Annotated in this window: 21 protein-coding genes; 12 read left to right on the top strand and 9 right to left on the bottom strand. The window is 65.4% G+C overall.

Annotated features, from left to right (window positions below):
- The first annotated feature begins 11 nt into the window (after positions 1 to 11).
- Genes hisD through PVU19_RS09150 form a run of 5 tightly spaced genes read left to right on the top strand, consistent with a single transcriptional unit; the run spans position 12 to position 4626 of the window.
- A complete protein-coding gene (hisD, locus tag PVU19_RS09130; RefSeq protein ID WP_050663284.1) occupies positions 12 to 1319 on the top strand; it encodes a histidinol dehydrogenase in 1308 nt (435 codons plus the stop codon).
- A complete protein-coding gene (locus PVU19_RS09135; RefSeq protein ID WP_050663283.1) occupies positions 1312 to 2067 on the top strand; it encodes an SDR family NAD(P)-dependent oxidoreductase in 756 nt (251 codons plus the stop codon). The genes hisD and PVU19_RS09135 overlap by 8 nt, the downstream gene beginning before the upstream one ends.
- Complete coding sequence (locus PVU19_RS09140) at positions 2064 to 3044, top strand: zinc-dependent alcohol dehydrogenase (RefSeq protein WP_050663282.1); 981 nt, start codon at positions 2064 to 2066, stop codon at positions 3042 to 3044. Before PVU19_RS09135 ends, PVU19_RS09140 begins: the two co-directional genes overlap by 4 nt.
- Positions 3045 to 3074: 30 nt before the next feature.
- Positions 3075 to 3479 (top strand): universal stress protein, encoded by a 405-nt coding sequence (locus tag PVU19_RS09145; protein WP_050663281.1) that lies wholly within the window; start codon positions 3075 to 3077, stop codon positions 3477 to 3479.
- Positions 3466 to 4626, top strand: coding sequence for an alpha-hydroxy acid oxidase (locus PVU19_RS09150; protein WP_050663298.1), 1161 nt, complete (start codon positions 3466 to 3468; stop codon positions 4624 to 4626). Before PVU19_RS09145 ends, PVU19_RS09150 begins: the two co-directional genes overlap by 14 nt.
- Positions 4627 to 4637: 11 nt before the next feature.
- On the opposite strand, the gene PVU19_RS09155 is transcribed toward PVU19_RS09150, so the two are convergent.
- Complete coding sequence (locus PVU19_RS09155) at positions 4638 to 5948, bottom strand: HlyC/CorC family transporter (RefSeq protein ID WP_050663280.1); 1311 nt, start codon at positions 5946 to 5948, stop codon at positions 4638 to 4640.
- A 70-nt stretch (positions 5949 to 6018) separates the two neighbouring features.
- Between PVU19_RS09155 and PVU19_RS09160 the strand changes: the two genes are divergently transcribed.
- Positions 6019 to 6837 (top strand): metallophosphoesterase family protein, encoded by an 819-nt coding sequence (locus PVU19_RS09160; protein WP_050663279.1) that lies wholly within the window; start codon positions 6019 to 6021, stop codon positions 6835 to 6837.
- On the opposite strand, the gene PVU19_RS09165 is transcribed toward PVU19_RS09160, so the two are convergent.
- From PVU19_RS09165 to PVU19_RS09175, 3 genes are read right to left on the bottom strand one after another with little or no spacing between them, the layout of a single operon-like run.
- Positions 6774 to 7745, bottom strand: coding sequence for a tyrosine recombinase (locus PVU19_RS09165; protein ID WP_050663278.1), 972 nt, complete (start codon positions 7743 to 7745; stop codon positions 6774 to 6776). The genes PVU19_RS09160 and PVU19_RS09165 overlap by 64 nt on opposite strands.
- A complete protein-coding gene (locus PVU19_RS09170; protein WP_235575852.1) occupies positions 7742 to 9271 on the bottom strand; it encodes a hypothetical protein in 1530 nt (509 codons plus the stop codon). The genes PVU19_RS09165 and PVU19_RS09170 overlap by 4 nt, the downstream gene beginning before the upstream one ends.
- A complete protein-coding gene (locus tag PVU19_RS09175) occupies positions 9258 to 9407 on the bottom strand; it encodes a hypothetical protein (RefSeq protein WP_162838261.1) in 150 nt (49 codons plus the stop codon). The genes PVU19_RS09170 and PVU19_RS09175 overlap by 14 nt, the downstream gene beginning before the upstream one ends.
- 90 nt (positions 9408 to 9497) lie before the next feature.
- Between PVU19_RS09175 and PVU19_RS09180 the strand changes: the two genes are divergently transcribed.
- Positions 9498 to 10079, top strand: a complete 582-nt coding sequence (locus tag PVU19_RS09180) for a shikimate kinase (protein ID WP_050663276.1) — start codon at positions 9498 to 9500, stop codon at positions 10077 to 10079.
- Positions 10076 to 11194 (top strand): 3-dehydroquinate synthase, encoded by a 1119-nt coding sequence (gene aroB, locus PVU19_RS09185; RefSeq protein WP_050663275.1) that lies wholly within the window; start codon positions 10076 to 10078, stop codon positions 11192 to 11194. The genes PVU19_RS09180 and aroB overlap by 4 nt, the downstream gene beginning before the upstream one ends.
- A 186-nt stretch (positions 11195 to 11380) precedes the next feature.
- Here aroB and tyrS read toward each other — a convergent pair whose 3' ends face one another.
- A complete protein-coding gene (tyrS, locus tag PVU19_RS09190; protein ID WP_050663274.1) occupies positions 11381 to 12670 on the bottom strand; it encodes a tyrosine--tRNA ligase in 1290 nt (429 codons plus the stop codon).
- A gap of 63 nt (positions 12671 to 12733) precedes the next feature.
- Here tyrS and PVU19_RS09195 point away from each other — a divergent pair, with 63 nt between their 5' ends.
- The 3 genes from PVU19_RS09195 to PVU19_RS09205 are packed head-to-tail and all read left to right on the top strand — an operon-like array spanning position 12734 to position 15726.
- Positions 12734 to 13834, top strand: a complete 1101-nt coding sequence (locus PVU19_RS09195) for an anhydro-N-acetylmuramic acid kinase (protein WP_050663273.1) — start codon at positions 12734 to 12736, stop codon at positions 13832 to 13834.
- Positions 13834 to 14583 carry a maleate cis-trans isomerase family protein gene (locus PVU19_RS09200; protein ID WP_050663272.1) on the top strand — a complete coding sequence of 250 codons (750 nt, stop codon included), beginning with the start codon at positions 13834 to 13836 and terminating at the stop codon, positions 14581 to 14583. The genes PVU19_RS09195 and PVU19_RS09200 overlap by 1 nt, the downstream gene beginning before the upstream one ends.
- Complete coding sequence (locus PVU19_RS09205) at positions 14584 to 15726, top strand: trans-sulfuration enzyme family protein (RefSeq protein ID WP_050663271.1); 1143 nt, start codon at positions 14584 to 14586, stop codon at positions 15724 to 15726. It abuts the gene before it with no gap.
- Between the two features lie 288 nt (positions 15727 to 16014).
- Here the strand turns inward: PVU19_RS09205 and PVU19_RS09210 are convergent, their stop codons facing one another.
- The gene (locus PVU19_RS09210) at positions 16015 to 17604 is read right to left on the bottom strand and encodes an FMN-binding glutamate synthase family protein (protein ID WP_082238053.1); all 1590 of its coding nucleotides are present in this window, start codon (positions 17602 to 17604) and stop codon (positions 16015 to 16017) included.
- Between the two features lie 92 nt (positions 17605 to 17696).
- Entirely contained in the window at positions 17697 to 19880 is a 2184-nt protein-coding gene (locus tag PVU19_RS09215) for a translocation/assembly module TamB domain-containing protein (RefSeq protein ID WP_235575919.1), read from the bottom strand.
- A gap of 93 nt (positions 19881 to 19973) precedes the next feature.
- Here PVU19_RS09215 and PVU19_RS09220 point away from each other — a divergent pair, with 93 nt between their 5' ends.
- The gene (locus tag PVU19_RS09220) at positions 19974 to 21326 is read left to right on the top strand and encodes an IS1380 family transposase (protein ID WP_274789781.1); all 1353 of its coding nucleotides are present in this window, start codon (positions 19974 to 19976) and stop codon (positions 21324 to 21326) included.
- 191 nt (positions 21327 to 21517) lie between these two features.
- Here the strand turns inward: PVU19_RS09220 and PVU19_RS09225 are convergent, their stop codons facing one another.
- Both PVU19_RS09225 and PVU19_RS09230 read right to left on the bottom strand, forming a co-directional pair.
- Entirely contained in the window at positions 21518 to 23614 is a 2097-nt protein-coding gene (locus PVU19_RS09225; protein ID WP_050661619.1) for a translocation/assembly module TamB domain-containing protein, read from the bottom strand.
- On the bottom strand, positions 23614 to 25431 hold the full coding sequence (locus tag PVU19_RS09230; RefSeq protein WP_050661618.1) for an autotransporter assembly complex protein TamA: 1818 nt from the start codon (positions 25429 to 25431) through the stop codon (positions 23614 to 23616). Before PVU19_RS09230 ends, PVU19_RS09225 begins: the two co-directional genes overlap by 1 nt.
- Between the last annotated feature and the right edge of the window lie 25 nt (positions 25432 to 25456).

Raw genomic sequence — 25456 nt, forward strand, 5'->3', positions numbered from 1 at the left:
ACCTCTGCGACATGGCTCTGGAATACCTCAAGAAAGCTAGCCTCACCTCGACCTCGAACGCGGGCGACGTGCATGACACGGTCATCGCCATCCTCAACGATATCGAGGCGGGCGGTGACACGGCGGCGCTGGAATATGCCGCCAAGTTCGACAGATACGAGGGCAATGTCCTGCTGACGTCAGCCGAGATCGAGGCCGCCTGTGCCTTGGTCCCCGAAAAGCTCAAGGCCGATATCCGCTTTGCCCATGACAACGTGCGCCGCTTTGCCGAGATGCAGAAATCCACCGTCGCCAATGTCGAACATGAGGTCGTGCCGGGCATGATCGCGGGGCAAAAGGCGATCCCGGTGGATGCGGCGGGCTGCTACGTGCCGGGCGGGCGCTATAGCCATATCGCGAGCGCCATTATGACGGTGACCACCGCCAAGGTTGCGGGCTGTCGCCATATCACCGCCTGTTCACCGCCGCGCCCGGATGTGGGCGTGAACCCGGCGATCGTCTATGCCGCGCATATCTGCGGGGCGGATCAGATTCTTGCCATGGGCGGGGTGCAGGGGGTGGCGGCGATGACCTTTGGCCTTTTCGGCCTGCCACGCGCCAATATCCTCGTCGGTCCCGGCAATCAGTTCGTGGCCGAGGCCAAGCGCATTCTCTTTGGCCGGGTTGGGATCGACATGATCGCAGGGCCAACTGACAGCCTCATCCTGGCCGATAGCAGTGCCGATCCGCATATCGTGGCGACGGATTTGGTGAGCCAGGCCGAGCATGGCTACAACTCGCCCGTCTGGCTGGTGACCGATGATCGCGCGCTGGCCGAGGACGTGATGGCGCGCGTGCCCGGCCTGATCGCCGATCTGCCGGAGGTGAATGCCGAGAACGCCGCCGCCGCGTGGCGCGATTATGCCGAGGTGATCCTCTGTGCCGACCGCGAGGAGATGGCGGCGACCTCCGACGCATACGCCCCCGAGCACCTGACGGTGCAGGCGGCTGATCTCGATTGGTGGTTGGGTCGGCTGACCTGTTATGGCTCGCTGTTTCTGGGTGAGGAAACGACGGTGGCCTATGGCGACAAGGCGGCGGGCACCAATCATGTGCTGCCCACCTCTGGCGCGGCGCGCTATACCGGCGGGCTGAGCGTGCATAAGTACATGAAGATCGTCACCTGGCAGCGAGCCACGCGCGAGGGTGCGAAATCCATCGCCGAGGCGACGGCGCGCATCTCTCGCCTTGAGGGTATGGAGGGACATGCCCGCGCCGCAGATGTGCGGCTGGCCAAGTATTTCCCCGATGAGACCTTCGATCTGACCGCCAATGGCTGACGACCTCTTCAGCGTGAAGGGCCGGATAGCCTGCGTCACCGGGGCGAGTTCCGGTCTGGGGCGGCACGCGGCGCTGGTGCTGGCCCGCGCGGGTGCCCGCGTCGTCGGTGTGGCGCGGCGCGAGGCGGCTTTGCGGGACTGGGCGGCTGAGGTGGGTGACCATGCGGCCTATGTCGTGGCCGATGTGGCCGACCGCGACGCGCTACCCGAGACGGTGGCGGCGATCCGCGCGTCCTTTGGTGCGCCGCAGATCGTGGTGCATGCGGCGGGGGTGAACACACGGCAGGCCGCTGATGAGGTGACGCCCGAAGGCTGGGACGCCACGCTCGCGCTCAACCTCACGGCGCCGTTCTTTCTCACGCAGGCGCTGGTGCCTGGCATGCGCGCCGATGGCTGGGGGCGGGTGGTCAATTTCGCCTCGCTCCAGACCACGCGCGCCTTTCCCGGTGGAATTGCCTATGGGGCGAGCAAGGCGGGTATCGCGCAGCTGACCCGCGCCATGGCCGAGGCATGGTCGCGTGACGGGATTACCGCAAACGCCATAGGGCCGGGCTTTTTCCCCACTGAACTGACGCAGGCGGTCTTTGGCGACGCGGACCGCGCGGCGCGCAATGCGGCGCAGACCTGCATCGGGCGCAATGGCGATCTGTCGGACATGGACGGCCCGCTTCTGTTCCTGTGCTCCGAGGCGTCGCGTTATGTGACCGGGCAGGTTCTGATGGTCGATGGAGGGTTCACCGCGAAATGAAGGCGTTGATCTATGAAGGCCCCGAAACCCTCTTGCTGCGCGAGGTGCCGGATGCCGAACCGCGCGCGGGCGAGGAGTTGGTCCGGGTCTTGGCCGTGGGCATTTGCGGGTCGGACATGCACGCCTATCTGGGCCATGACGCGCGCCGCCCTGCGCCGCTTATCCTCGGGCATGAGCCGGCGGGAGTGATCGTGGGCGGACCGCGCGAAGGCGAGCGGGTGACGATCAATCCGCTGGTGACCTGTGGGGCCTGCGAGGCCTGCCGCGCGGGGCGCGAAAACCTGTGCGCGGCGCGGCAGATCATCTCGATGCCGCCGCGCGAAGGGGCGTTCGCCGAATATGTCGCGATGCCCGTGCGCAACCTTGTGTCGGTGCCCTCCGATGTGGCGCTGGCCAAGGCCGCGCTGGCCGAACCGCTGGCGGTGAGCTGGCACGCGGTGCGGCTGGCGGTCGAGGCGCGCAAGCAGGGCGTGCCGGGGGCGGCATTGGTGATCGGCGGTGGGGCCATCGGTCTGGCGGCGGCGCTGGCGCTGGCGGCGCAGGGGGTGGAGGATGTCACCCTGTCCGAGCCGAACCCGGCGCGGCGGGCGTATCTGGCCGAGCGCTGCGGGCTGCATGTGGTGGAAGAGGCGGCAGGGCAGTTCGGTCTGGTGATCGACGCCGTGGGCTATGCCGCAACCCGTGCCATCGCCTCGGCCTGTGCGGCACCGGGCGGCGTGATCGCGCATGTCGGGCTGGGCGAGGATGCGGACGGGCTCGATATCCGGCGCATGACCTTGCAGGAGATCACCTTCATCGGCACCTATACCTATACGGCGCACGATTTCCGCGACACCGCGCAGGCGATCTTCGACGGGCGGCTTGGCCCCCTCGATTGGACCGAGGCGCGCGGGTTGTCGGAGGGGGCCACCGCCTTTGCCGACCTGCGCGCGGGCCGGGTGGCCGCGCCCAAGATCGTTCTCGACCCCGCCGGATAGCGCGGGGCATCTGCAAAAGGAGCTGACAGCATGTATAAACGTATTCTTGTCCCGATGGCGCTTGATCACGGGCTTTCGCCGGAAACGCTGGAAATCGCCCGTGCGCTGCTACACGACGGCGGCGAGATCGTCGCGCTGCATGTCTACGAGACGCCGAGCGGCGCGGTCGGGGCCTATCTCGACGAAGAGATGGTGCGCGCCGGGTTCGAGATGGCGCGCACGCGCATGGCTGAAAAACTGGCCGAGCATCCGGAGGTCAAGCCGGTGCTCAAGAAGGGCCACAGCTATCGGACCATCGTGGACTATTCCACCGAGATAAAGGCCGATTGCATCGTCATCGGCTCGCACAAGCCGGGGCTGCGGGATTACTTTCTCGGCTCCACCGCCGCGCGGGTCGTGCGGCATGCGCCTTGCGCGGTGCATGTGGCGCGCTGATCCTGTGGGACGCGCCGCGCATATCCACAGCGCCGAGGATGCGCGCCGTCTGGCCCGCCGCCGCCTGCCGTGGATGGTATTTGATTATATTGACGGCGCGGCGGGGCGCGAGACAGGCGCGGCGCGTAATCGCGCGGCATTGGACGCGATCCCGCTGATCCCGCGCATCCTCCGCGATGTCAGCGTGCGTGACCTGAGTGTGCCCCTGTTTGCCGGGCAGGCCGGGCGGCCGTTTGGCATTGCACCGATGGGGATGTGCAACCTGTCTGGCCCCGGTTCTGATCTGATGCTGGCGCGTTTGGCAGCGCGCGAAAAGGTGCCTTTGGGCGTGTCAACAGTGGCCTCTACCCCATTGGAAAAACTTATTGAAGTGGCCGAGGGGCAGGCGTGGTTTCAGCTCTATTTCAGCGGCGATGGCAGCGGCACGTTTCGTCTGGCCGAGCGGGCGCGCGATGCGGGGTACGAGGTGCTGATCCTCACCGTGGACGTGCCGGAACTGGGCCGCCGCCCGCGCGAATTGCGCCATGGGTTCACGATGCCGTTTCGACTCGGCCCTCGGCAATTTCTCGATTTCGCGCTGCATCCCACTTGGTCGCTGCGCACGCTTTTGCATGGCCGCCCGGAGATGGCGAATTTCCAGATGCCAGGCTATGCGTTTGATCGCACCGAAAGCCGCGCGCGCGCAACCTGGGATACTCTGGCACGGCTGCGCGAGATGTGGCCGGGCAAGCTGGTGGTCAAGGGAGTATTGGATGTCGAGGATGCCGTGCGGCTGGCGGCCTCGGGGGTCGATGCTATTCAGGTGTCCAGCCACGGGGCGCGACAACTGGAGAGCGCGCCGCCGCCCATCGAGGCGCTGGCGCGCATCCGCGCCGCGGTCGGACCGGAGATGGCGGTTTTCTACGACAGCGGGCTGCGCTCGGGCGAGGATGTACTCAAGGCGCTGAGCCAGGGGGCTGATTTCACCTTTCTGGGCCGCATCCTGCAATTCGCCATAGCGGCGGCGGGAGAGGAGGGGCTTCAGCGTCTGTGGGACGTGCTGAGCACCGAGTTGAGCGCGGCGATGGCGCAAACCGGGCGCTGTTCGCTCTCGGAGGGGGTACCAATTGCGCCAGTACCCGTCCGCTCCAGCGCGCGGGGCGCGTGACGCAAATACGCTCAGAGCTTGCGGATCTTCAGCTTGGTGATCCGGTTGTCCTTGCGCGCCACCACCTGAAAGCGGAAGCCGTGAAAGATGAAGGTCTGATCAATCGCCGGGATCATCTGCGCCTCGTGGATCACCAGCCCCGCCACGGTATTCGCGGCATCGTCCGGCAGGGTCCAGTCGGTCGCGCGGTTGAGGTCGCGGATCGTCATCGCCCCGTCGATCAGGAACTGGTTGTCCTCGGTCTTGCGGATGGGATGTTCGGCATCAGGATCGAATTCATCGGTGATTTCGCCGACGATCTCCTCCAGAATATCCTCCAGCGTGATCAGACCTTGCAGCGTGCCGTATTCATCCACCACCAGCGCGAAATGGCTGCGCATGCGCAGGAATTGCCGCATCTGATCGTCAAGCGTGGTGGTCTCGGGCACGAAATAGGGCTCGCGCGCGATGCTCTGGACGTCGAAGGCGCGCAGCGCCTCGGCGGCGCCTTCCTCGGACGAGGTGACGAGGCTGTGCATCGCGCGCAAGAGATCCTTGGCATGGACCACGCCGACGATGTTGTCGGGATCGTCGCGATAGAGCGGCAGGCGGGTGTGGTTGCTCTTGAGACATTGATCGAGGATCGCTTCGGGATCGGCCTCGGCATTGATCATCTCGATCCGCGAACGGTGAAGCATGATTTCCTCGACCGCGCGCTCGCCCAGGTCGAGCGCACCGAGGATACGGTCGCGGTCTTCTTTCTCGACCACGCCCTCGGATTGCCCGAGATAGAGCGCGCCCGCGATTTCATCGCGTACCGCGAGGATATGGCTGTCGGGGTCGGTCTGCACGCCAAAGCCGCGCAGGATCAGCCGCACGAGCCAGCGCACCGCCGAGACGACGGGCGAGAACACCTTGACCACCCAGACGATGATCGGTGCGGTGCGCGAGGCGGCAACCTCGGCATTGGTGATGGCGTAGGTCTTGGGCAGAACCTCGGCGAAGATCAGCACAAGCAGCGTCATCACCAACGTCGCCAGCGCCACGCCGCTTTCCCCGAAAAGCCGGGTGAAGAGCGCCGTGGCGAGCGATGCGGCGAGGATGTTGACGAGGTTGTTGCCCAGAAGCACCGAGCCGATCAGGCGTTCGTTGTCCTCGGTGATCTTGAGCGCGGTATCCGCCCCGCGAGAGCCCTTTTCGGCCTGCGCACGCAGCTTGCCGCGTGAGGCAGCGGTCAGTGCCGTCTCACTGCCCGAGAAAAACCCCGACAGGACCAGCAGGCAGAGGATGGACCCTGCCGTGATCCAGAAGGTCAGGTCGAGAACGGGATGCGTCGCTTCCATTTGCGTGATATTCCTTATGCTTGACCGGGTTATGGGGGCTGATCGGCCCGCAATCAAGGGAGCAGGCGCAATGCAGGTGCGGGATTTGGGCGAATTGGACGGCCCGCTGTTGATTTTTGGTGGGCCATATTCGAATCTGCAGGCCACGCAGGCGGTGATGGTCGAGGCAGAGCGGCGCGGTATTGCGCCGGAGCGGATGATCTGCACCGGAGATATCGTGGCCTATTGCGCGCAGCCTGCGGAGACGGTGGCCGCCATGCGCGATCTCGGCTGCGCCGTTGTCGCGGGCAATTGCGAGCGGCAACTGGCCGCCCGTGCCGGAGATTGCGGCTGTGGCTTCGAGGCTGGCACGCTGTGTGACAGGCTGTCGGCCGGATGGTATGCGCAGGCCGAGGCAGCGGTCAGCGATGAGGTGCGCGACTGGATGGCGGCGCTTCCGGACATGATCACCTTTGCCCATGACGGGCGGCGGCATGCAGTTATTCATGGTGGTGCTCGCGACATCAGCCGCTTTCTCTGGCCGATGTCGCATGATGACAAATTCATCGAGGAAATTGACTGTATACAGAGTGTTACGGGAGATATTTCATGCGTACTGGCGGGGCATTGCGGCCTTGCGTTCTCCCGCCGGATCGGCCCGGTGGACTGGGTCAATGTAGGTGCGATCGGCATGCCGCCCAATGACGGCAGATCGGAGACCGCCTTTGCCATTCTGGAGAGAGGGCGTGCGACACTGCACCGTTTGCCCTACGCGCACGAAGCTGCGCAGGCGGCGATGCGGGCGGCGGGGCTGACGCAAGGCTATGACACGGCGCTTGGCACAGGCTATTGGCCGTCGGAGGAGGTGCTTCCACCCGCCTTGCGCCGCGCGGCGGTCGCCAGCGGGTGATGATCCTCGACGAGGGCCTGCAACCGCGCCTCTAGCACGTGGGTGTAAATTTCGGTCGTTGCGACATCTGCGTGGCCCAGAAGCGTCTGGATGACCCGCAGATCGGCACCATTGGCCAGAAGATGGGTGGCGAAGGCGTGGCGCAGGGTGTGGGGTGTCACCTTGTCCGGATCAACATGAGCCTCGGCTGACAAGCCCTTGATCAATTGATAAAACCTGTGACGCGTCAGGTGCCCGGCCTTGCCGCTTGAGGCAAAGAGATAGGCCGAGGCAGTCTTGCCCTCGGCGCGTTTTGCATCCTCTTGCGCATTGCGCAGCGCCAGCCAGTCGGCGAGCGCCTGGCGCGCAGGCGGTGACAGCGGCACCATGCGTTCCTTGCCGCCCTTGCCGCGCACCAGAAGCATGTCGGGGTCGCCGCGCGCGGCCGACAGGGGCAGCGTCACCAGTTCGCTCACCCGCATGCCGGTGGCATAGAGCAGCGCCATCAGACAGGCATTGCGGCAGCGGTCTGCCGGGTTGCGACCGAATTGCGGTGCGGTATCGAGCAAGCGGCTGACCTCGTCCTCGCTCAGCGTCTTGGGTAGGCGCTGCGCGCGCCCCGGCCCCTTGATGCGGATCGCCGGATTGTCGCTGCGCAACCGTTCTTCAAAGGCAAAGCGGTAGAGTTGACGGATCGCCGAGAGCCTGCGCGCGCGGGTCGATTGCGCAAGCCCCTGCGCATCGCAATGGATCAGGTAGGCTTCGATATCCTCCTGCGTGGCCGAGAAAAGATCATGTGTGCGCCCGCCCATCCACTCCTCGAAATCGCGCAGGTCGCGCTGATAGGCGGACAGGGTGTTGGCGGCGGCGCCGAGTTCTGCGGCCTGGGCCTCAAGAAACGTGGAAATCCAATGTGTTGCGCTACTCAACTGAGGCGCTCCAGCAAGAGCATCTGAAGGGCTGCACGCCGTGCGGTATCCTCCAGCCCGACGGCACGCAGTGTCCCGAGTGCCGCGCTGAGCGTCTCGCGACCGCTGCCGGCGTTGCTGTCCAACTCTCGCGCGGCGAGCAGGATCGCTTCGCCCAGCCGTCCCTCTTCGATCAGCACCTGATGCGCGGGCGCGGGGGCCACGCGGGCAAAACCGCGCGCGACCGCCTGTTCGACAGGGCGCGTGGCCTCGGCCTCGGACGGGGCACCGCGGGCCAGTCCGGCGGCAAAGCGCTGGCGGGCGTTGGTTGGGGTCAGGGTCTGTGCCGCTGTCTCGTAGAGGCTGGAGAGGAGTGCTATGTCAAAGGCTTGGGCCTGGACCTCGGGGGGCAGGTCGATCTTCAGGAGACGTTCGGAGAAGAGTTCGGCAAATATGGTCTCAAGCCGCACCGCGCGCGCCGCCTGCCACGCAGCGGGGATGGCCTGTGCGACGACGGTTGGATCGCCATTGCTGAGCGCATTGTCCAGACGCTGAACAGCCGCGACCCGGTCCCAGACGCCGCCGGAGGCAGCCGGTTTGCGCGCCGTATAGAGGCCCAGAAGCTGCGCGCCGGGCAAGGCTCCGGTTCGGGCGAGGCGTTCGGCGGCCTCGAGTTCCGCCTTCCAGCCCGCGGTGCCGCGCAGATCGGCCATCGCGAAGGCGCGCGGCAGGTTACGCGTAGAAAGCGGAGCGCCAATCGCCTCGAACAGTCGGAATTGCAGGGGGGTGATCTGTGCGGGCGGGGCGGGCGTTTCGATATCCTCGATCATCCCGGGATCGAGAAACAGGGCGAGGAGCGTGGCATCGGTGTCGTTCAGCCCGTCCGTGGCGGTGGCCCCGTGATAGGTGAGCGCCGCCGTGTCCCAATCGCCCGCGCGCGCGGTGCAATAGATGCGCGCGGCGAGCCGTCGGCTCAGGTGCTGCGCCTTGCTCAGTGCCGTGCAGGCGCGATCCTCGCTGCCATCGAGCAACGCAAGGTCGAGCCACTGATCGAAGAGCGCCGGGGTCGCGCCACCGGCCCGCTCGACCATGGCGAGGGCGGGTTCCACAGCGCCGAACCGGCGCAGTGCGGCGAGGCGGGCGGCGAGGAAACGCGCACCGCTGCCAGCATCGTCAGGGGCGTGCGCCTCTGCCAGAAGGAGTGTGTAAAAGAGCGCCTGAACCGCAGGCAGTGGCACGTCCGGCAGATCGCCCAGCCGTTCCAGGATCGCGTCGGTCGCGCTGTCTTGCCAGAGCGTGGAGGGCAGTCCCGTGGTCGAGCCCGGCAAGAGCCCGACCGCATCCGCACGCGGTGCGTCGAGCGCGGTGACGGTGACACCGGGCACCACGACGCGATCGGCGGCGGGCGGCTCGTCCGGCTTGGTATAGGGCCTGCCGAGGGCCACGGTCTCGGCGTCGTTCAACCAGCCAATCGCCGAGAGCGGCTCTTGCGCCGCGCCGAGCGTTGCCCAAAGCGTGGCGAGCAGCGTGAGGCTACTGCGTCTCAAGAATGACATCCTCGCGAATCTCGGTTTGGGGCGGCGAGAAGTCGGCCCCGAAAAACGGCCCGATATAGGCATAGGCCACCAGGACGATGAAACCCAGAATGGCCAAGTAAAACAGCCACTTGATCAATCGAAACATGGAAACCTCTGTCTGCTCGGATGTGAGTTTTGACCAAGTTATAACTGGCCTTTTGCGCAAGATCACGTCATTGAGTGAAAAACCGTGTGAATTGGCAGGGGAGCGCCGAGCGTGTCGGGCGGAACGCATTGGATTCTGAAGAAAACTGTCGTGCTGGTGGGCATGATGGGGGCCGGCAAGACAGCCGTGGGCAAGGCCTTGGCGGCCCGGCTTTCGGTGCCGTTTCTGGATTCGGATGCGGAGATCGAAAAAGCCGCCAACATGACGATTTCCGAAATATTCCAAAGGGATGGCGAGGCGTTCTTTCGTGCGCGCGAAAGCGAGGTGATCGAGCGGCTGCTCGACACGCAGCGTGGCATCCTGTCGACCGGTGGGGGCGCCTTCTTGTCCGAGAGAAACCGGCAGATGATGTCCGATAAGGGCGTCTCGGTCTGGCTGAATGCCGACCTGAGCCTGCTTTGGTCACGGGTAAAAGGTAAGAATACCAGGCCCTTGCTGCGCACAGCTCATCCTTATGAAACGCTTCGGAAGATTTATGAAACGCGTGCGCCGGTCTATGCACTGGCGGATTTGAACGTGGCCGCTGATCCGGGGTATTCGATCGACGACATGGCGGCGGAGGTCGAGGCGGCGCTGGTGACGCGCAGGGATGTTCTGGAGGCAGTGAAATGAGCGAGATCGTGCATGTGGGCCTGGAAGGGCGGGCCTATGACATTCACATCGGTCCGGGTCTGCTGGTCCGCGCGGGCGCGTTGATCAGCCCGTTGCTGCGGCGGCCGCGCGTGGCGATCATCACCGACGAGACCGTCGCAGCACTGCATCTCGAGACGTTCCGCACGGGATTGACCGAGCACGGCATTTCTTCGGTTGCCCTAAGCTTGCCGCCGGGGGAAGCCACGAAATCCTGGCCACACTTCGAGCGCGCGGTGGAATGGTTGCTGGAGCAGAAGGTCGAGCGAAATGATGTTGTCGTCGCCCTGGGCGGCGGCGTGATCGGTGATCTTGTGGGCTTTGCCGCCGCCGTGCTGCGGCGCGGGGTGCGATTTGTGCAGGTGCCGACAAGCCTGCTCGCGCAGGTCGACAGTTCGGTGGGCGGCAAGACCGGGATCAACGCCCCGCAGGGCAAGAACCTGATCGGCGCGTTTCATCAGCCGAGCCTCGTGCTGGCCGATACCGAGGTCCTGGGCAGCCTGCCGGAGCGCGATTTCCTCGCGGGGTACGGCGAGGTGGTGAAATATGGTCTGCTGGGAGATCGTGAATTTTTCCAATGGCTTGAAGGCAATGCTTCACGTGCGGCCTCGGGTGATATGGCGGCGCGCATTCATGCGGTCAAACGATCGGTCGAGATGAAGGCCGAGATCGTGATGCGCGATGAGACTGAACAGGGCGACCGGGCGTTGCTCAACCTTGGCCATACGTTTTGTCATGCGCTGGAGGCGGCTACTCACTATGACGGGGCGCGTCTGCTGCATGGCGAGGGGGTGGCGATCGGCTGCGCCCTTGCGTTCGAGCTGTCAGCGCGTCTCGGGATGTGTGCGCAGGAAGACCCAAGCCGTGTGCGTGCACATCTTCGCGACATGAAGATGAAGGTTGATCTATCTGATATCGAAGGAGAATTGCCTGACGCAGATGGGCTTATCTCGCTCATGGGGCAGGACAAGAAAGTCGTCGATGGCAAACTGCGTTTCATCCTTGCGCGTGGCATCGGCGAGGCGTTCATCACCTCGGATGTCCCGCCCGAGACGGTGCGCGCGGTGCTGGAGGACGCACTGGCCATGCGGACCTGAGCCCCACAATTCGCGCGGCCTGCCACGCGGTGTTGATCGCGGGTGGCACCACAGGGTCAGGCGCGTCGGGTGCCGGTCGGGGAAGGCGTTTGCAAACGCCTTTCGACGCGGTTTTGAAACCGCGTTGCAAGCCGCTTGAAAGCGGCTTGCCCAAGGGATTTGCAAATCCCTTGGGCGCGGGGTCGGTCAGGTGGCGAGCTTGATCAGCGCGTGGCGCTTCTTGCCTGCCGAGAGCTTGATCGGCGAGGCGAGGGCGGCGGCGTCGATCATCAGCCCGGCATCGGTCAGCGGTGCATCGTTGAGGCGTGCACCATTCTCGGTGATCAGGCGTTTCGCCTCCTTGCCGGATTTGGCGAGGCCACTGCGCACGATCAATTGCACGATGGAAATCCCGTCGCCCAATTCCGCAGGCGTCAGGTCGACCGTGGGCAGATCGTCGCCCACGCCACCCTTTTCGAACACTTCGCGCGCGGTGGCCTCGGCGGCCTGTGCCGCCTCGGCCCCGTGCAGCAGCGTCGTCACCTCATTGGCTAGGATGATCTTGGCCTCGTTGATTTCCGACCCCGCAAGCGCCCCCAAGCGATCGCACTCCTCGACCGGCAGTTCGGTGTAAAGCTTGAGGAAGCGCCCGGTATCGGCATCGGTCGTGTTGCGCCAGAACTGCCAGAATTCGTAAGGGCTCAGCATCTCGCCATCGAGCCACATCGCGCCGCCCGCCGATTTGCCCATCTTGCGCCCGTCCGAGGTGGTCAGCAGGGGTGAGGTCAGGCCGTACACCTCATGGTCGATCACTCGGCGGGTGAGGTCGATGCCGTTGACGATATTGCCCCATTGATCCGAGCCGCCCATCTGCAACACGCAGTCATAGCGGCGGTTGAGTTCGAGGAAGTCGTAGGCCTGCAGGATCATGTAGTTGAATTCGAGAAAGCTGAGCGATTGCTCGCGGTCGAGTCGGGATTTGACCGATTCAAACGACAGCATCCGGTTGACCGAGAAATGCCGCCCGATATCGCGCAGGAATTCGAGATAGTTCAGCCCGTCGAGCCATTCGGCATTGTCGAGCATGAGAGCGCGTTTGCCACTTCTGCCTCCGAGGGTCCTGATAATGACATCATCACCTGTTTCAAATTCTAGATACTTCTCAAAAACACGCTGCATGCTGGCGATATTCTCGTCAATCTCGGAAGGTGACAGCAGTGGCCTTTCATCCGAGCGGAACGAGGGGTCGCCCACCTTGGTTGTGCCGCCGCCCATCAGCGTGATCGGCCGGTGCCCGGTCTTTTGCAGCCAGCGCAGCATCATGATGTTCAGCAGATGCCCCACATGCAGCGATTTCGCCGTGGCGTCATAGCCGATATAGGCGGTGACCGTGCCTGCGGTCAGCGCCTCGTCCAGCCCCTGGTAATCGGTGCAATCCGCGAGATAGCCGCGCTCGATCATCACGCGCATGAAATCGGATTTGGGGTGGTAGGTCATAAGGCTTGTCCTGCTTGTCGTTGCGCGGCATGTATATGCAGTCATTGGGCGAAGGAAAAGGCCATGTTGAAGGCTGGGCGGCTTTGGGCTTTGGGGGCGATGTCGGGCACCTCGCTTGACGGGGTGGATGCGGCCATCGTCGAGACCGATGGCGAGGTGATCTTTGGCTTTGGCCCGAGCGCCTATCGCGCCTATCTGCCGGGCGAACAGGCGGTGCTGGCCGCCGCCCTTGGAAAATGGCCCGGAGAGGATCTGGCCGAGGCCGAGGCATTGGTCGAGCGCGCGCATCTGGAGGTGCTGGGTAGTTTGAACGGGGCCGCGCTGGTCGGGTTTCACGGTCAGACCTTGGCGCATGAGCCGCAGGGGCGCGGCACGCACCAGCTGGGGGATGGCGCGCGGCTGGCGCAAGGTTTGGGCCTGCCGGTGGTGTGGGATTTCCGCAGCGCCGATATCCGGCTGGGGGGCGAAGGCGCGCCGCTGGCGCCGTTCTTTCATTTCGCCTGCGCGCGCTGGATCGGGGCCGAGGCACCGCTGGCGTTTCTCAACCTCGGCGGGGTGGGCAATCTGACGTACGTCAATCCACGCCGGGCGCGACCCGAGGACGAGGGCGCGCTGCTGGCCTTTGATACCGGACCCGCCAATGCGCCGATCAACGATCTGATGATGGCGCGGCGCGGCGAACCTTATGATCGGGATGGCGCGCTTGCGCGGCAGGGGCTGGTGGCGCAGGGCGCGCTGGAGCTTTTTCTGGACGAGTCGTATTTCCTGCGTATGCCGCCCAAATCGCTGGATCGCGACACGTTTTCCGAGATGATCGGGCTGGTCTCGGAACTGGGCGATGCCGATGCCGTCGCGACGCTGACCGGCATGGCCGCAGCGGCGGTGTTACGCGGCATGGAACATTGTCCGGAACCGCCCGCGCGTTTGCTGGTGGCCGGGGGCGGCCGGCACAACCCGGTGATGATGCGCATGCTGGCGGCATCGCTCGATTGCCCGGTGGAGCCGGTGGAGGCGGTGGGGCTTGACGGCGACATGCTGGAAGCGCAGGCTTTCGCGCATTTGGCGGTACGGGTGGCGCGCGGTTTGCCCACGTCCTGTGCCGGCACGACGGGCGTACGCGCCGCCGTGTCAGGCGGAACGATCAGCCGACCGGAGGGCATGTGATGGACTATGATCTCGATCAGGGCGCAGGGGCCGGGCGGCGGCTTGGCCTGATCGTGCTGAGCACCGACGAGACGCTGGAATACGAGGCGCGCGGCATTCTTGCGGGACGCGACGTCAATCTGTTGCACACCCGCATTCCGGCGCAGGCCGATGTCACGCCCGAAGATCTGCAGGCGATGGCACCGCAGATGACACGCACTGCCGCGCTTTTGCCGCAGGGGCTGTCGGCGCTTGGCTATGGTTGCACCTCTGCCAGTGCCGTGATCGGCCCTGACGAGGTGGCGCGGCGCATGCAGGTGGCGCAGCCCGGCACCCCCGTCACCAATCCGCTGAGTGCGGTCATCACCGCGCTTCAGACGCTTGGGGTGACGCGTGTCGCCATGGTGACGCCCTATGTGGCCGAGGTGAACGGCCCGATGCGCCATGCGCTGGCCGGGCATGGGATCACCGTGGTGAGCGAGGCGAGTTTCGGTCAGAAGGAGGATTGGACGGTGGCGCGTATCGCCGAGAGTTCTACCCGGGCCGCGATGGTGCAGGCGGGGCGTGCGGCGGGTGTTCAGGCGGTCTTTACAAGCTGCACCAATCTGCGCACGTTCGGGATCATCGAGGCGGTCGAGCAAGAGCTTGGACTGCCGGTGATCAGCTCCAATCAGGCGCTTTTGTGGGACATGTTGCGGCACGCCGGTATTGCCGCGCGCGGCTGGGGGCCGGGGCGGCTGTTTGATCTTGAAGAACGGAAAGAAGACTGAATGAACGAGAAAGACCACAAGCCCGCGACCATCGCCGCACAGGCGGCAGGCGCGGTGGAGGCGCAGTCAGGCGGCGTGGTGCCCGGCATCAGCCTGGCCACGACCTATTTGCGCGATGCCGATTATGGGCTGATGCGGCCCGACAATGTCTATGGCCGCGATCAGAATGACACGGTGCGGCAGTGCGAAGAGGTGCTGCGCGCATTGGAAGGCGCGGCGGCGAGCCTGCTGTTTCCAAGCGGCATGGCGGCCATCGCGGCGGTCTTTCGGGCGCTGCCCTCGGGCGCGCGGGTGGTGATGCAGAACGGCATCTACTGGGGCACGCTGAAATGGGTGCGTGACTATTGCGTGCGCCGGGCGATCATACTCGATGAGATCGACGCGGCGGACCCGGGCGCGTTGGCCGAGGCGTGCCGATCCTCGGCGGACATGGTCTGGATCGAGACACCGTCGAATCCGTGGCTCAAGACCGTGGATATCGCGGCTGCGGCGGGCATGGCGCACAAGGCGGGCGCGGTTCTGGTGGTCGATGGCACGGCGGCGACGCCGGTGCTGACCCGCGCGCTCGACCTGGGGGCCGATATCGTGATGCATTCGGCGACCAAGGCGCTTAACGGGCATTCCGATGTGCTGGCGGGGGTTTTGTCGTGCCGCGAGCCGGGGCAGGCGATGTGGCAGGAGATCGCCACCGACCGGCATGACGCGGGTGCCATCATCGGCCCGTTCGAGGCGTGGCTCCTGATGCGCGGGATGCGGACATTACCGCTGCGGATGGAGCGGATGTGTGAAAACGCGATGGCAGTTGCCACGTATCTGGAGGGGCGCGCCGATATCGAGGCGGTGTATTATCCGGGGCTGACCGGCCATGCCGGGCACGCAATCGCGGCGCGGCAGATGCGCGGCGGCTATGGGTATCTGCTATCGGCGCTGGTCAAGGGCGACAAGACGCGGGCCTTGGACGTTGTGGGGCGGTTGCAGCTGTTCCACCGGGCGACGTCTTTGGGGGGCGTCGAGAGCCTTGTCGAGCATCGCCATACCATCGAGCCGCATACCGGCATTCCCGAAACGCTGATCCGGCTGTCGGTGGGGGTCGAGGATGCGGGCGACCTGATCGCCGATCTGACGCAGGCGCTGGATGGGTAGGGGCGGTTTTGGCCTGGTGCGGACCTTGGCGGTTTCAGAGATAAGCCGTGCGGTGCCCGACCGCCGGGTGGGCGCAGCAACCTCGGTGGACCGCACTTTATGCCAGCCAAACACCTCCGCGTTATCAATGGCTTGAAACGTTGCAAGAGCGCCCGCCCGAGGGGGCGGTCGGGCGCTGCGCGGCGGTGCCTACGGCACCTTGATTCCGCGCATTGGAGCTGCACCTAAACGGCAGCAACGGGCCAAACCCTGCCTGCGACCCAGACCTGAACCGACCCTCCGCCCAACTCACGCGAAGGCGAAGGTGTCGGCGCGGGCGCGGTCCCAGTATTTGGCGAAGGCGGGATGATCGACGGTGCCCGAGAGCAACTCACCCGGTTCCAGCCAGAGATACTGGCTGGCCGCCGAGCGCACTTCGCGGCTGTTGACGCGGATCATCAGGTGGTGTGGCGTGAACTCTTGCGGGGTCTGCAGACCGGAGGATTCCACCGCCTCTTTCAAGGCAATCATGGTGTTGCGGTGGAAATTGGCGACGCGCTGGTACTTCTCGGTGACCACGAGCGCCCGGTAGCGGCCCGGGTCCTGCGTGGTCACGCCCGTCGGGCATTTGCCGGAATGGCAGACCTGTGCCTGAATGCAGCCGACGGCGAACATGAAGCCGCGCGCGATGTTGCAGCCATCCGCGCCTAGCGCGAACATGCGGCAAAGGTCAAAAGCGCTGATCAGCTTGCCCGAGACGATGAGGCGGATGCGGTCGCGCAGCCCCATGCCCACCAGCGTGTTATGCACCAGCATCAGCCCTTCGCGGATCGGAGCGCCCTTGTGGTCGGCGAATTCGGCGGGCGCAGCACCTGTGCCGCCTTCAGCCCCGTCGATGGTGATGAAATCGGGGGTTATGCCGGTCTCGTGAAACGCCTTGGCCATGGCGAAAAACTCCCACGGGTGGCCGACGCAGAGCTTGAGGCCCACCGGCTTGCCGCCCGCAAGTGACCGCAGGCGGGCGATGAACGCACAGAGCCCCTCGGGGGTGGAAAACTCGGAATGGCCGGGAGGGCTGATGCAATCCTGTCCCACCCGCACGCCGCGCGCCTCGGCGATGGCCTCGGTCACCTTGGCGCCGGGCAGGATGCCGCCATGGCCGGGCTTGGCCCCCTGTGAAAGCTTTATCTCGATCATCTTGACCTGATCGTCGGCGGCGGTCTCGGCGAACATGTCGGGGTTGAACGCGCCCTCTGGCGTGCGGCATCCGAAATAGCCAGAGCCGATCTGCCAAATCAGATCGCCGCCATGCTTGCGGTGAAACCTCGAGATCGAGCCTTCTCCGGTGGTATGGGCGAAACCGCCGATCTTTGCCCCCCAATTGAGCGCCTCGATCGCATTGGGCGAGAGCGCGCCATAGGACATGCCCGAGATGTTGAGCGGGGAGCTGTCATAGGGTTGCGTACAATCCGGGCCACCGATGCGCAGCCGGAAATCGTGGCTGTCGAGATGGGTGGGGGCCATGGAATGGTTGATCCATTCATGCCCCACGGCGTTGACATTGCGCAGCGTGCCGAAGGGGCGCAGGCCCTCGATGCCCTTGGACCGGCGATAGACGAGGGCGCGCTGTTCGCGGGAATAGGGGGTTTCTTCGTGGTCGCTCTCAAGGAAATACTGGCGGATCTCGGGGCGGAAATGCTCGAAGAGAAAGCGCAGCCGGGCCGAAATCGGATAATTCTTGAGCACCGCACGCTTGGTTTGGAAGACATCGTAGAGGCCGATGGCGGCCACAAGGCCGGCAAGGGCCGCAAGGACCCCGCCCCAGAACGGCAGCCAGAGGGCGAGTGCAATCCCCAAAGGCACGAGCAGCAAACTGATGAGCAGCGGAATATAACGCAAGAGACCCTCCCTGAACCCTGTTCCGTTCACTCTGGCAGATGGGGCTGCAAGGAGGCGAGTCTTTTCCGCTCAAATTTCGTGCAACTGATGTGTCAGTAGTCTCTTTCGAAGAAGATACCGACGCCGGTGTCGCCATCATTCGAGGCCCCGCCCTTGACCGTCACCGAGTTAGAGACGTCGAGATTGAGGTTTATGCGCTGCTTGCCAGCGCTGTCGGCGGTGACCTCGGTATAGATGTTGTCGGAGATATAGGCCCCGGCGCTGACCTGGGTGTCGCCCTCTTCGGTCTGGGTGACGTCGAGATCGGCGAGCCCCACGGCCCCGCGCAACCGGCCCACCACGTCGTTCTGGCCGCTGCCCGTGAGCGTGGCCACGGCCGAGGCCATCTGCGCGGCCTGAAACGGCGAGATATTGTCGAGGCCGCGGCCGAAGATGAGACGCGAGACAACCTCTTCCTGCGGCAGGTCGGGGTTGGAGGCGAAGGTGACTTCGGGCGCGCTGGCAAGCCCGTCGATGATGACCTGAAGCACGGTGTCCTCGACCTCGGTTTCGGCCACGAAGCGCAGGTATGGATCGAGCGAGCCCTGCATGGTGACGCGCCCCTCGGTGAGTGTGAGACGTTTGCCAAGGATGTCGAAGCGACCTCGGACCAGCTCAAAGAACCCGTCGGGCGCGACTGCGGCTGTGGTGCCCCGGATGCGCAGACGCCCGCCCAGTTCGGCGTCGAGACCGCGCCCGCGCACGAAGATGCGATTGGGCGCACTGATCGAAAGATCGAGCGCGAAGGGGCGCGAGGAACCGCCGCTCTCCTCGATCTTGATCAGCCCCGCGCGCTGGCGCGAGGCGCGCGCCGCGGCGGGCTCATTGACGTGCTGCAGATCGGGCAGCGAGACCGAGGCCGGGCCAAGCCCGGAGGGAATGCGGATATTGGTCTCTTCCAGAGTGATTGCGCCGCCGATGCGCGCGCCGCCGGTCAGCGGACCGTTCAGCGTCACGTCACCATTGGCGGTGGTGGTGTAGATCAGCTGATCGGTCAGCACGAGGCCCGCGAGACCGACGCTGAGATCACCGTTAAAGCCGGGCGTCAGTGAGACCGGACCGGTGACCGTGACTTGTCCGCCGTCGCGCATGCGGGCGGTGAAGTCGGTCTGCACGCGCGATTGCCCGAGATTGGCAGTACCGCTCAGATCGTCGATGGCAAGCCCGGTTTCGGGAAGCGCCACGCGCGTGCCTTGGGTGGTGACGGTGCCCGAGACCGAGGCCAGGGCGGGCGCGCCACTGACACGCAGATCGTAGCGCGCCGTGCCATTGATCGCGTTGGGCTGGATGAAGCTGTTGGCAAGCGCGAGGGGCAGGGCACCCGAGGCGCTGAGATCGAGGCGCGCGCCGTGGTCTATTACATTGCCCGAGACTGCGGCGGTGGTGCCGCCCGGCCCGGTCGCGTCAAGGTCAAGGCTGACGCGGCGCGCCTCGGGACCTTGTAGCGTGACGGTGCCATTGGCCGAGAGCGGCCCGGAAAATTCGGGCGCGAAGAGGCCCAGATTGGCGAGACGGGCGTCAATGCTGACCGGGCCGCCCGCGCCGTCACCCGCTGCGGTGAGGCTGATTTGTGGTGTTTCAAGGGAAATGTTGCGGATCTCGATCCGCTCGGGCGTGCGGCCCGCCTGCGCGCTGAGCGACAGGCGGCCGGCGATGATCTGGTCGAGCTGGGCAATCCCGGTGGCGAGATCGCGGCCCTCCAGTGTGGTGCTGAGCGAGAGCGCGTTGCCGCTGTCGCTGGTCTCGCCCTCGGCGGTCAGATCAAGGCTGCCGCGCAGCGGTTGGCCTGCAAGGGCGGCAAAGCGCGAGAGGTCCGCCACCTTGGCCGCGACATTACCGGTGGCCGCGAACGCCTCGGGGTCGGGTTGCACGGTGCCGGTGGCGTCGAGCGTCGCCCCCATGAGTTGCGCGGCAAGGCCGGTGGCGGTGAGCGCACCGTCTGCGTCGCGGGCAATCATGCCGCGCGCTTCGGCGGGGCCGCTGAGGCGCGCATCAATCAGCGCGAGGTCTGAAAGGTCGGCGTCAAACACAAGTTGCCCGCTTTGCTCGGCGATGACGCCTGAGCCCGAGGCGTTGATGCGTGCGGCGTCATAGGCAAGGCGCAGGTCGCGCAGGGTGACGGTGCCGTCGTCATGCGCCGCCTCGATGAGAAGCGTGCCGTCGCTGGCAATAAGCCCGTCAAGCTGTGCGATGCCGGTGGCGAGACCGGAGGTGGTGGCCTCGAGTGTGATGTCCACCCGCATTCCCCAAGTAAATCTGTGATTTCGCTGTCCTGAACTCGTTATTTCCTATATAAATCATAGTGTTGATGGCTGAGAGGGACGTGTTTTATGGATCACCCAGAGGGTGCGAGTTCGGATCGGGGTGATCGGGTCGATTTCGACCGCCGCGTGCGGCTGGAGTTCCGGGGTGCGCAGATCAGTTCGGACGGCGGCTTGCTGGTGATGCGCGAGCTCGATGACGCGCTCGGGCTGTCGGGCCTTGCGTCAGAGGCGCTACGCGATAACCGCACCGGCAAGAACACCGTCCATCGGCTCGACGGGCTGTTCCGGCAGTCAGTGTTCGGGCGGCTGGCCGGATACGAGGACGTCAACGATGCCGACCGTCTCGCGCTCGATCCCGTGATGCGTCAGGTTGTCGGTGGTCGGGCTGTCGATACACAGGCTGCCTCGGCCTCGCAAATGGGGCGGTTCGAGACCGAGACGCTGGCCTTGGCTGAGAACCGGGCGGCGTTGGCAGACCTGAACGGCCAATGGATCGACCGCTTCCACGACCGCAACGGGCTGAAGTATATCGTGCTGGACATGGACAGCTCTGTCAGCCCCACCCATGGCGACCAGGAGGGCTCGGCCTGGAACGGGCATTTTGACTGCACCTGCTATCACCCAAACTTCCTGTTCAACCAGTTCGGCATGCTGGAGCGCTGTGCCCTGCGCAATGGCAACGTCCACAGTGCTGACGGCTGGCAGGATGTGCTCGATCCTGTCATCGCCCGATATGCCAAGCGCGACCTCATGCGCTTCTTCCGTGCCGACGCCGCCTATGCGATCCCTGCGATCTACGCGCGGCTGGAAGAGACGGGCTATTTCTACACCATCCGGTTGCCCTCCAATGCAGTGCTCAAGGAGAAGATCGCGCATCAACTGGCCCGGCCTGTGGGGCGTCCGTCGCTGACCAAGGTCAAGCGCATCTACGAGGACATCGAGTATCAGGCGCAAAGCTGGGATAAGCCACGCCGGGTGATCGCCAAGATCGAATGGCATCCGGGCGAGCTGTTCCCAAAAGTCGGCTTCATCGTCACCAATATGCCGATGGACCCGGACTGGGTGGTGCGCTTCTACAACCAGCGTGGCACCGCCGAGCAGCATATCAAGGAAGGCAAATACGCCTTCCGCTGGACGCGGCTGTCATGCAAGCGGTTTCGTGACAACGAGGTCCGGCTGCAACTGCACGCCCTTGCCTACAACTTGGCAACGTTCCTGCGCTGCATCGAGCTCCCAGAGGCCATGGCTGACTGGTCGCTGACATCCCTCCAGCTCAAGCTGATCAAGATGGGGGCCCGCGTCGTGCGTCACGCCCGCGCCATCACCTTCCAGCTTGCCGAAGTCGCGGTCACCGGCCCGATGGTCCGCGCCATTCTTGCCGCGATCCACCGATTGCGAGCGCCACCCTCATGCGCGTGAAAAAAACCAGGCCCAAACCGAACGAAAGCGGCTGGACAGGTCCGCCTGCCGCGCTGAAAAACGCAGTCGTTGCCGCAGGATGACGCCGGTTCACGGCCCGATCCGCCCAAATCGGCGTCCTCGCACGGCAGTCGCGGCCATCACGAGCACAATACGCTTGACCCACTGGGCCCTGTCAGGCAATTTTCGCTTCAAGCGGCAGGCCATTTGGGGAATGTCGGGTCCAGGGTTTGCGTCTCGATCGTGCCGCCGCCGCCGAAGGTGGCGTCGATGCGGCCCTTGAGTGGTTGGCCGGTGATCGCGGCAAAGCGCGAGAGATCGGCCACCTCGGCCTTGATCTGGGCGGAGGCGGGCAGGCCCGGGGCCTCGGGGGAGAGCGACGCGGTGCCGGTGACGCGCGCGCCCATGGCCTGCGCCACGAGATCGGTGAGGGTGACATCGTCACCCGCAGCCCATGTCACCTGCGCGCGGGTTTCGGCGGGGCCGTCGAGGCGGCGGTCGGCGAGGCTGAGATCGGACAGGTTCGCCGAGACGTCGAGGCTGCCGGAGGTGCTGTCGAGTTTGCCGGAGGCGCGGGTGCGGAGGTGACGATTTTCCAGCTCAAACCGGTCGAGCGTGGTGCCCGTCGTGTCGCGCATGGCCTTGATCGAAAGCGTGGTTTCGGGCGCGATCAGCGGATCGGCCTGCGGGATGCCAACGGCAAGACCGTCGGTAGAGGCATCGAGGCTGATGTCGAAATCGCCGCCCAGAAGGCTGCCGGATCCGGCAAGCGTGGCATTGGCTGCCCCGGCCAGATCTTGCCCCGAAAGGGCGGCAAAGCGCGCCAGATCGGGGGCGTCGATCCGGGCCGTGCCGGAGACGGGAAAGCCATCGGACAGCGCCTCGATCCGGCCATTGGCGGCGAGGGTTGCGGCCCCCGAAGCCACGCGCAGTGCGCGCAGCAGCAGTGGCGCGCCTTCACTCCAGTCAAGGCTGGCATGACCGGAGAGCGCGGTGCCTGCGGCCTCTGCCAGTGCCGGATCGGCGAGATCAAGGCCCGAGAGGTCAAACTCTGCAAGCGCCGTCACCCCGCGCGGCGGCATGCGCCGCAGCGTGCCGCGCCCCGAAAGCGTGGCGCTGTCGAGCCGGAGATCGGGTTGATTGAGGTCTGTCACCGCCACGGTCGCGCGCCAGCGATCACCTTGGGCCGCGTTGTAGCGGGCACTGAGCGTGGCCTTTTCAAGTGTCACGGGCGGGCCCGCGACAGGCAGGCGCACCGGCACGGTGCCATCGCCGATATTGCCGTCGAGATCAAAGCGCGTGGGCCAGCCTGCGGCATCGAGCGCCAAATTTCCGTCGAGCGCCAGCTGCGCCGCCGAAAGGCTGAGCCGGTCGATGTCGAGTGCGCCATCGGGTGCGCGCGTCCCGGTGAGGTTTAGCGTGCTTTGCCCGCCGAAAAAGGCACGATACTCCTCGGCCATGAGCGGGGTCAGATCGCCGTCGAGCCCGGCGTTGAAGCGCATGCCGTCCTCGGTGCCTTGCAGGGTCAGCCGCCCGGTCAGCCGGTCGGTGCCGTCGGTGGCGAGCCGCAGATCGGCGGCGTAGTCATCAAGCGGGGCCTCGCCCTGAACGGTGAGGGCGATGGCCGGGCTGTCAGGCAGGTTCAGAAGCGTCGAGGCGATCCCGCCCGGGGCCTCATCAAGGGTGAGATCGAGGGCGAGCACGCGGTTGTCATTTTCAAAGCCTGCCTCCAGCGAGATTTCGCCGCGCCCGTCAAGACGATTGACCTCGATGTCGACCGAGCCCTCGCCGCTGCCAAGTGACAGGCTGCCAAACAGTTCGAGCCGGATTTCCTCGCCCAGAATGGGCGCGCCGAGGGTCAGGGTCTCGGCGGAAATCTCGCCGATATTGACCGAGACGGGCAGTTCGGGCAGGGCGAAGGGCGTGGCCTCGGCATCCTCCGGTGTGACCGGTGCCTCGCCAACCGGCAGGCGCGAGAGCGTGATCTCGGCGGCGGTCAGGCTGTTGACCTCGACGCGGCCCGCCAGAAGCGCCGAGCGCGTCCAGTCGAGCGTCACGTCGCCGAGGCGCAGCCAGACACCGTCGTCATCGGCGATGGTCAGGGTCTCGAGCGTGGCCTGCGACGACAGCGCCCCGGCAAAGCCGGTGATGCGCACTTCGCGCCCCACCCCCGAGAGATTGTCCTCGATCAGCGATTGCAGAAAGCCGCGCCCGTCCTCGCCTTCCTGCGCGTGCAGGGGGCCTGCCAGAAGGGTGAAAGCCAGCGATATGAGCCGTAGCGCGCGCATCAGAATGCCTGTCCAATCCCGATATAGAGTTCGATGTTCTCGCCTGCATTCTCGCCGATGGGGGTCGCGAGATCGACCCGGATGGGGCCCACGGCGGTGAAGTAGCGCGCGCCGATGCCCGCGCCGCTGTGCCATTCGCCCCGACCGGTGCCGAAGGCGTCCTGACCGATAAAGCCTGTATCGGCAAAGACCACGGCCTGAATGCTGTCGCTGACCATGGTACGCACCTCGCCGGAGAAGCCGAGGAAGGAGCGCCCGCCGATGGTGACGGTGGGCGACAGATCAACCCCGAGCGATTGATACCGCTGGCCGCGCACCGTGCCGGCCCCCCCTGAATAGAACAGCATGTCGGCGGGCACGTCCTCGATATCTGCCCCGGTGACCGAGCCCAGTTGCGCGCGCCCCGCCAGTGTAAAACGGTCATTCTCGCCGAAGGAGACATGTTCGCGCAGATCTACATAAAGACGTGTGCCCGCGCCGCCGTCGTCGTCCAGCCCGATGAACGGGGTCAGCGAGACGTCGAGATAGAGCCCCGATGTCGGGTTGAGCGGGTCGTCGCGGCGATCCCATGTGGCGCGCAGCGGAAACAGAAGATGCTGCAATTCGCGGTTGCCCAGATCGTCTGTGATCTCGGAATAGCGGTAGGTGATGCCCGCCTCACCGGTCAGTTGGTCGGAAAAGATATGGGTCAGGCCGCCGCCGATCTCGGCCTTGCGTTCGCTGTAATCGGGTTCGTTGTTGTCCTCGATATTGGCCAGCAGAAAGGCCCCGGTGTCGGGGGTGAAGGTGGCAGGCCGGTCAAGCCGCGCGCCGAGGCGGAAATCCTCGCCGCCCGAATCGCCGCCGATACCGCCGATCATCGCGTCGAGACGCAGCCGTTCGGCCCCGCCCAGCAGGTTGCGGTGCAGCCAAAACCCCGAGAGCGTGATGCCTTCGAGCGATGACAGTTCCGCGCCTACGCCGATCCGGCGGGGTTTGGCATCGACGACCTGCGTGCGCATGTCGAGTGTGCCATCGGGATTGGGGGTGTCGGCATCGCGCATCACCACCGAGCGGAAGGCCCCCGTGCGGCGCAGACGGTTCGCGGCGCGTTCGCGTTCGGCGGGCGAGTAGACACGGCCGGTGGGCAGGCCCGCGATCTCGCGGATGCGCGCCTCGCGCACACGGGAGGGGCGGGCATCCTCTTCGATCCGCAGGGTGCCGAAGCGCAGGCGCGGTCCGGGATCGAGGGTGATATCGGCATCGAGCGATTGCGTCGCGTGATCGGCGATGACGGTCTGGGCGTCCACGTCAGCCTTGGCATGGCCGGCATCGCGCCAGGCGGTGATGCTGGTGCGTGTGGCGTCACCGATGAGCTGACCCTTGGCGGGTTGGCCGGTGGCGAAACCCTCTGGCAGCTTGGTGCCGGGGGTGAGCGGGGCGACCCGCGCGCGATTGAAGGTGAAAGACGGGCCGCGTTCGACGATGATGTCGATACGGTCGATCTGATCGGGCGCGCGCAGCGGCGGGATGCTGGCCGCCTCCTGCCCGTTGACGCGGATGCGCACCACGCCGCTGTAATAGCCCGCAGCATAGAGCACGCCGGTGAGACGTCCGTAATCGGCCTGTGCGGCGGCGAGCAGGTCCTGGGCGGTGCTGCCTTCTGCCTGCGCTGTCGAGAGGCTGAGCGAGGCGTCGCGCAGGCGCGCCCCAAAGCTGTCGGGCGCACCCGGAGCCGCAAAGCCGAAGTCGAGTGCCACGGCCGGTGCAGTGCCAAAGCCCAGGGCAATCGCCACCAGTGCGGCCTTTGGAAAACAGAACTTTTTCACGTCACGCATACCCCCCGGCACTTGTCCCTTTGGT

Origin of the sequence: Roseovarius tolerans (assembly GCF_028885395.1) — a bacterium.
GTDB classification, from domain to species: Bacteria; Pseudomonadota; Alphaproteobacteria; order Rhodobacterales; family Rhodobacteraceae; genus Roseovarius; species Roseovarius tolerans.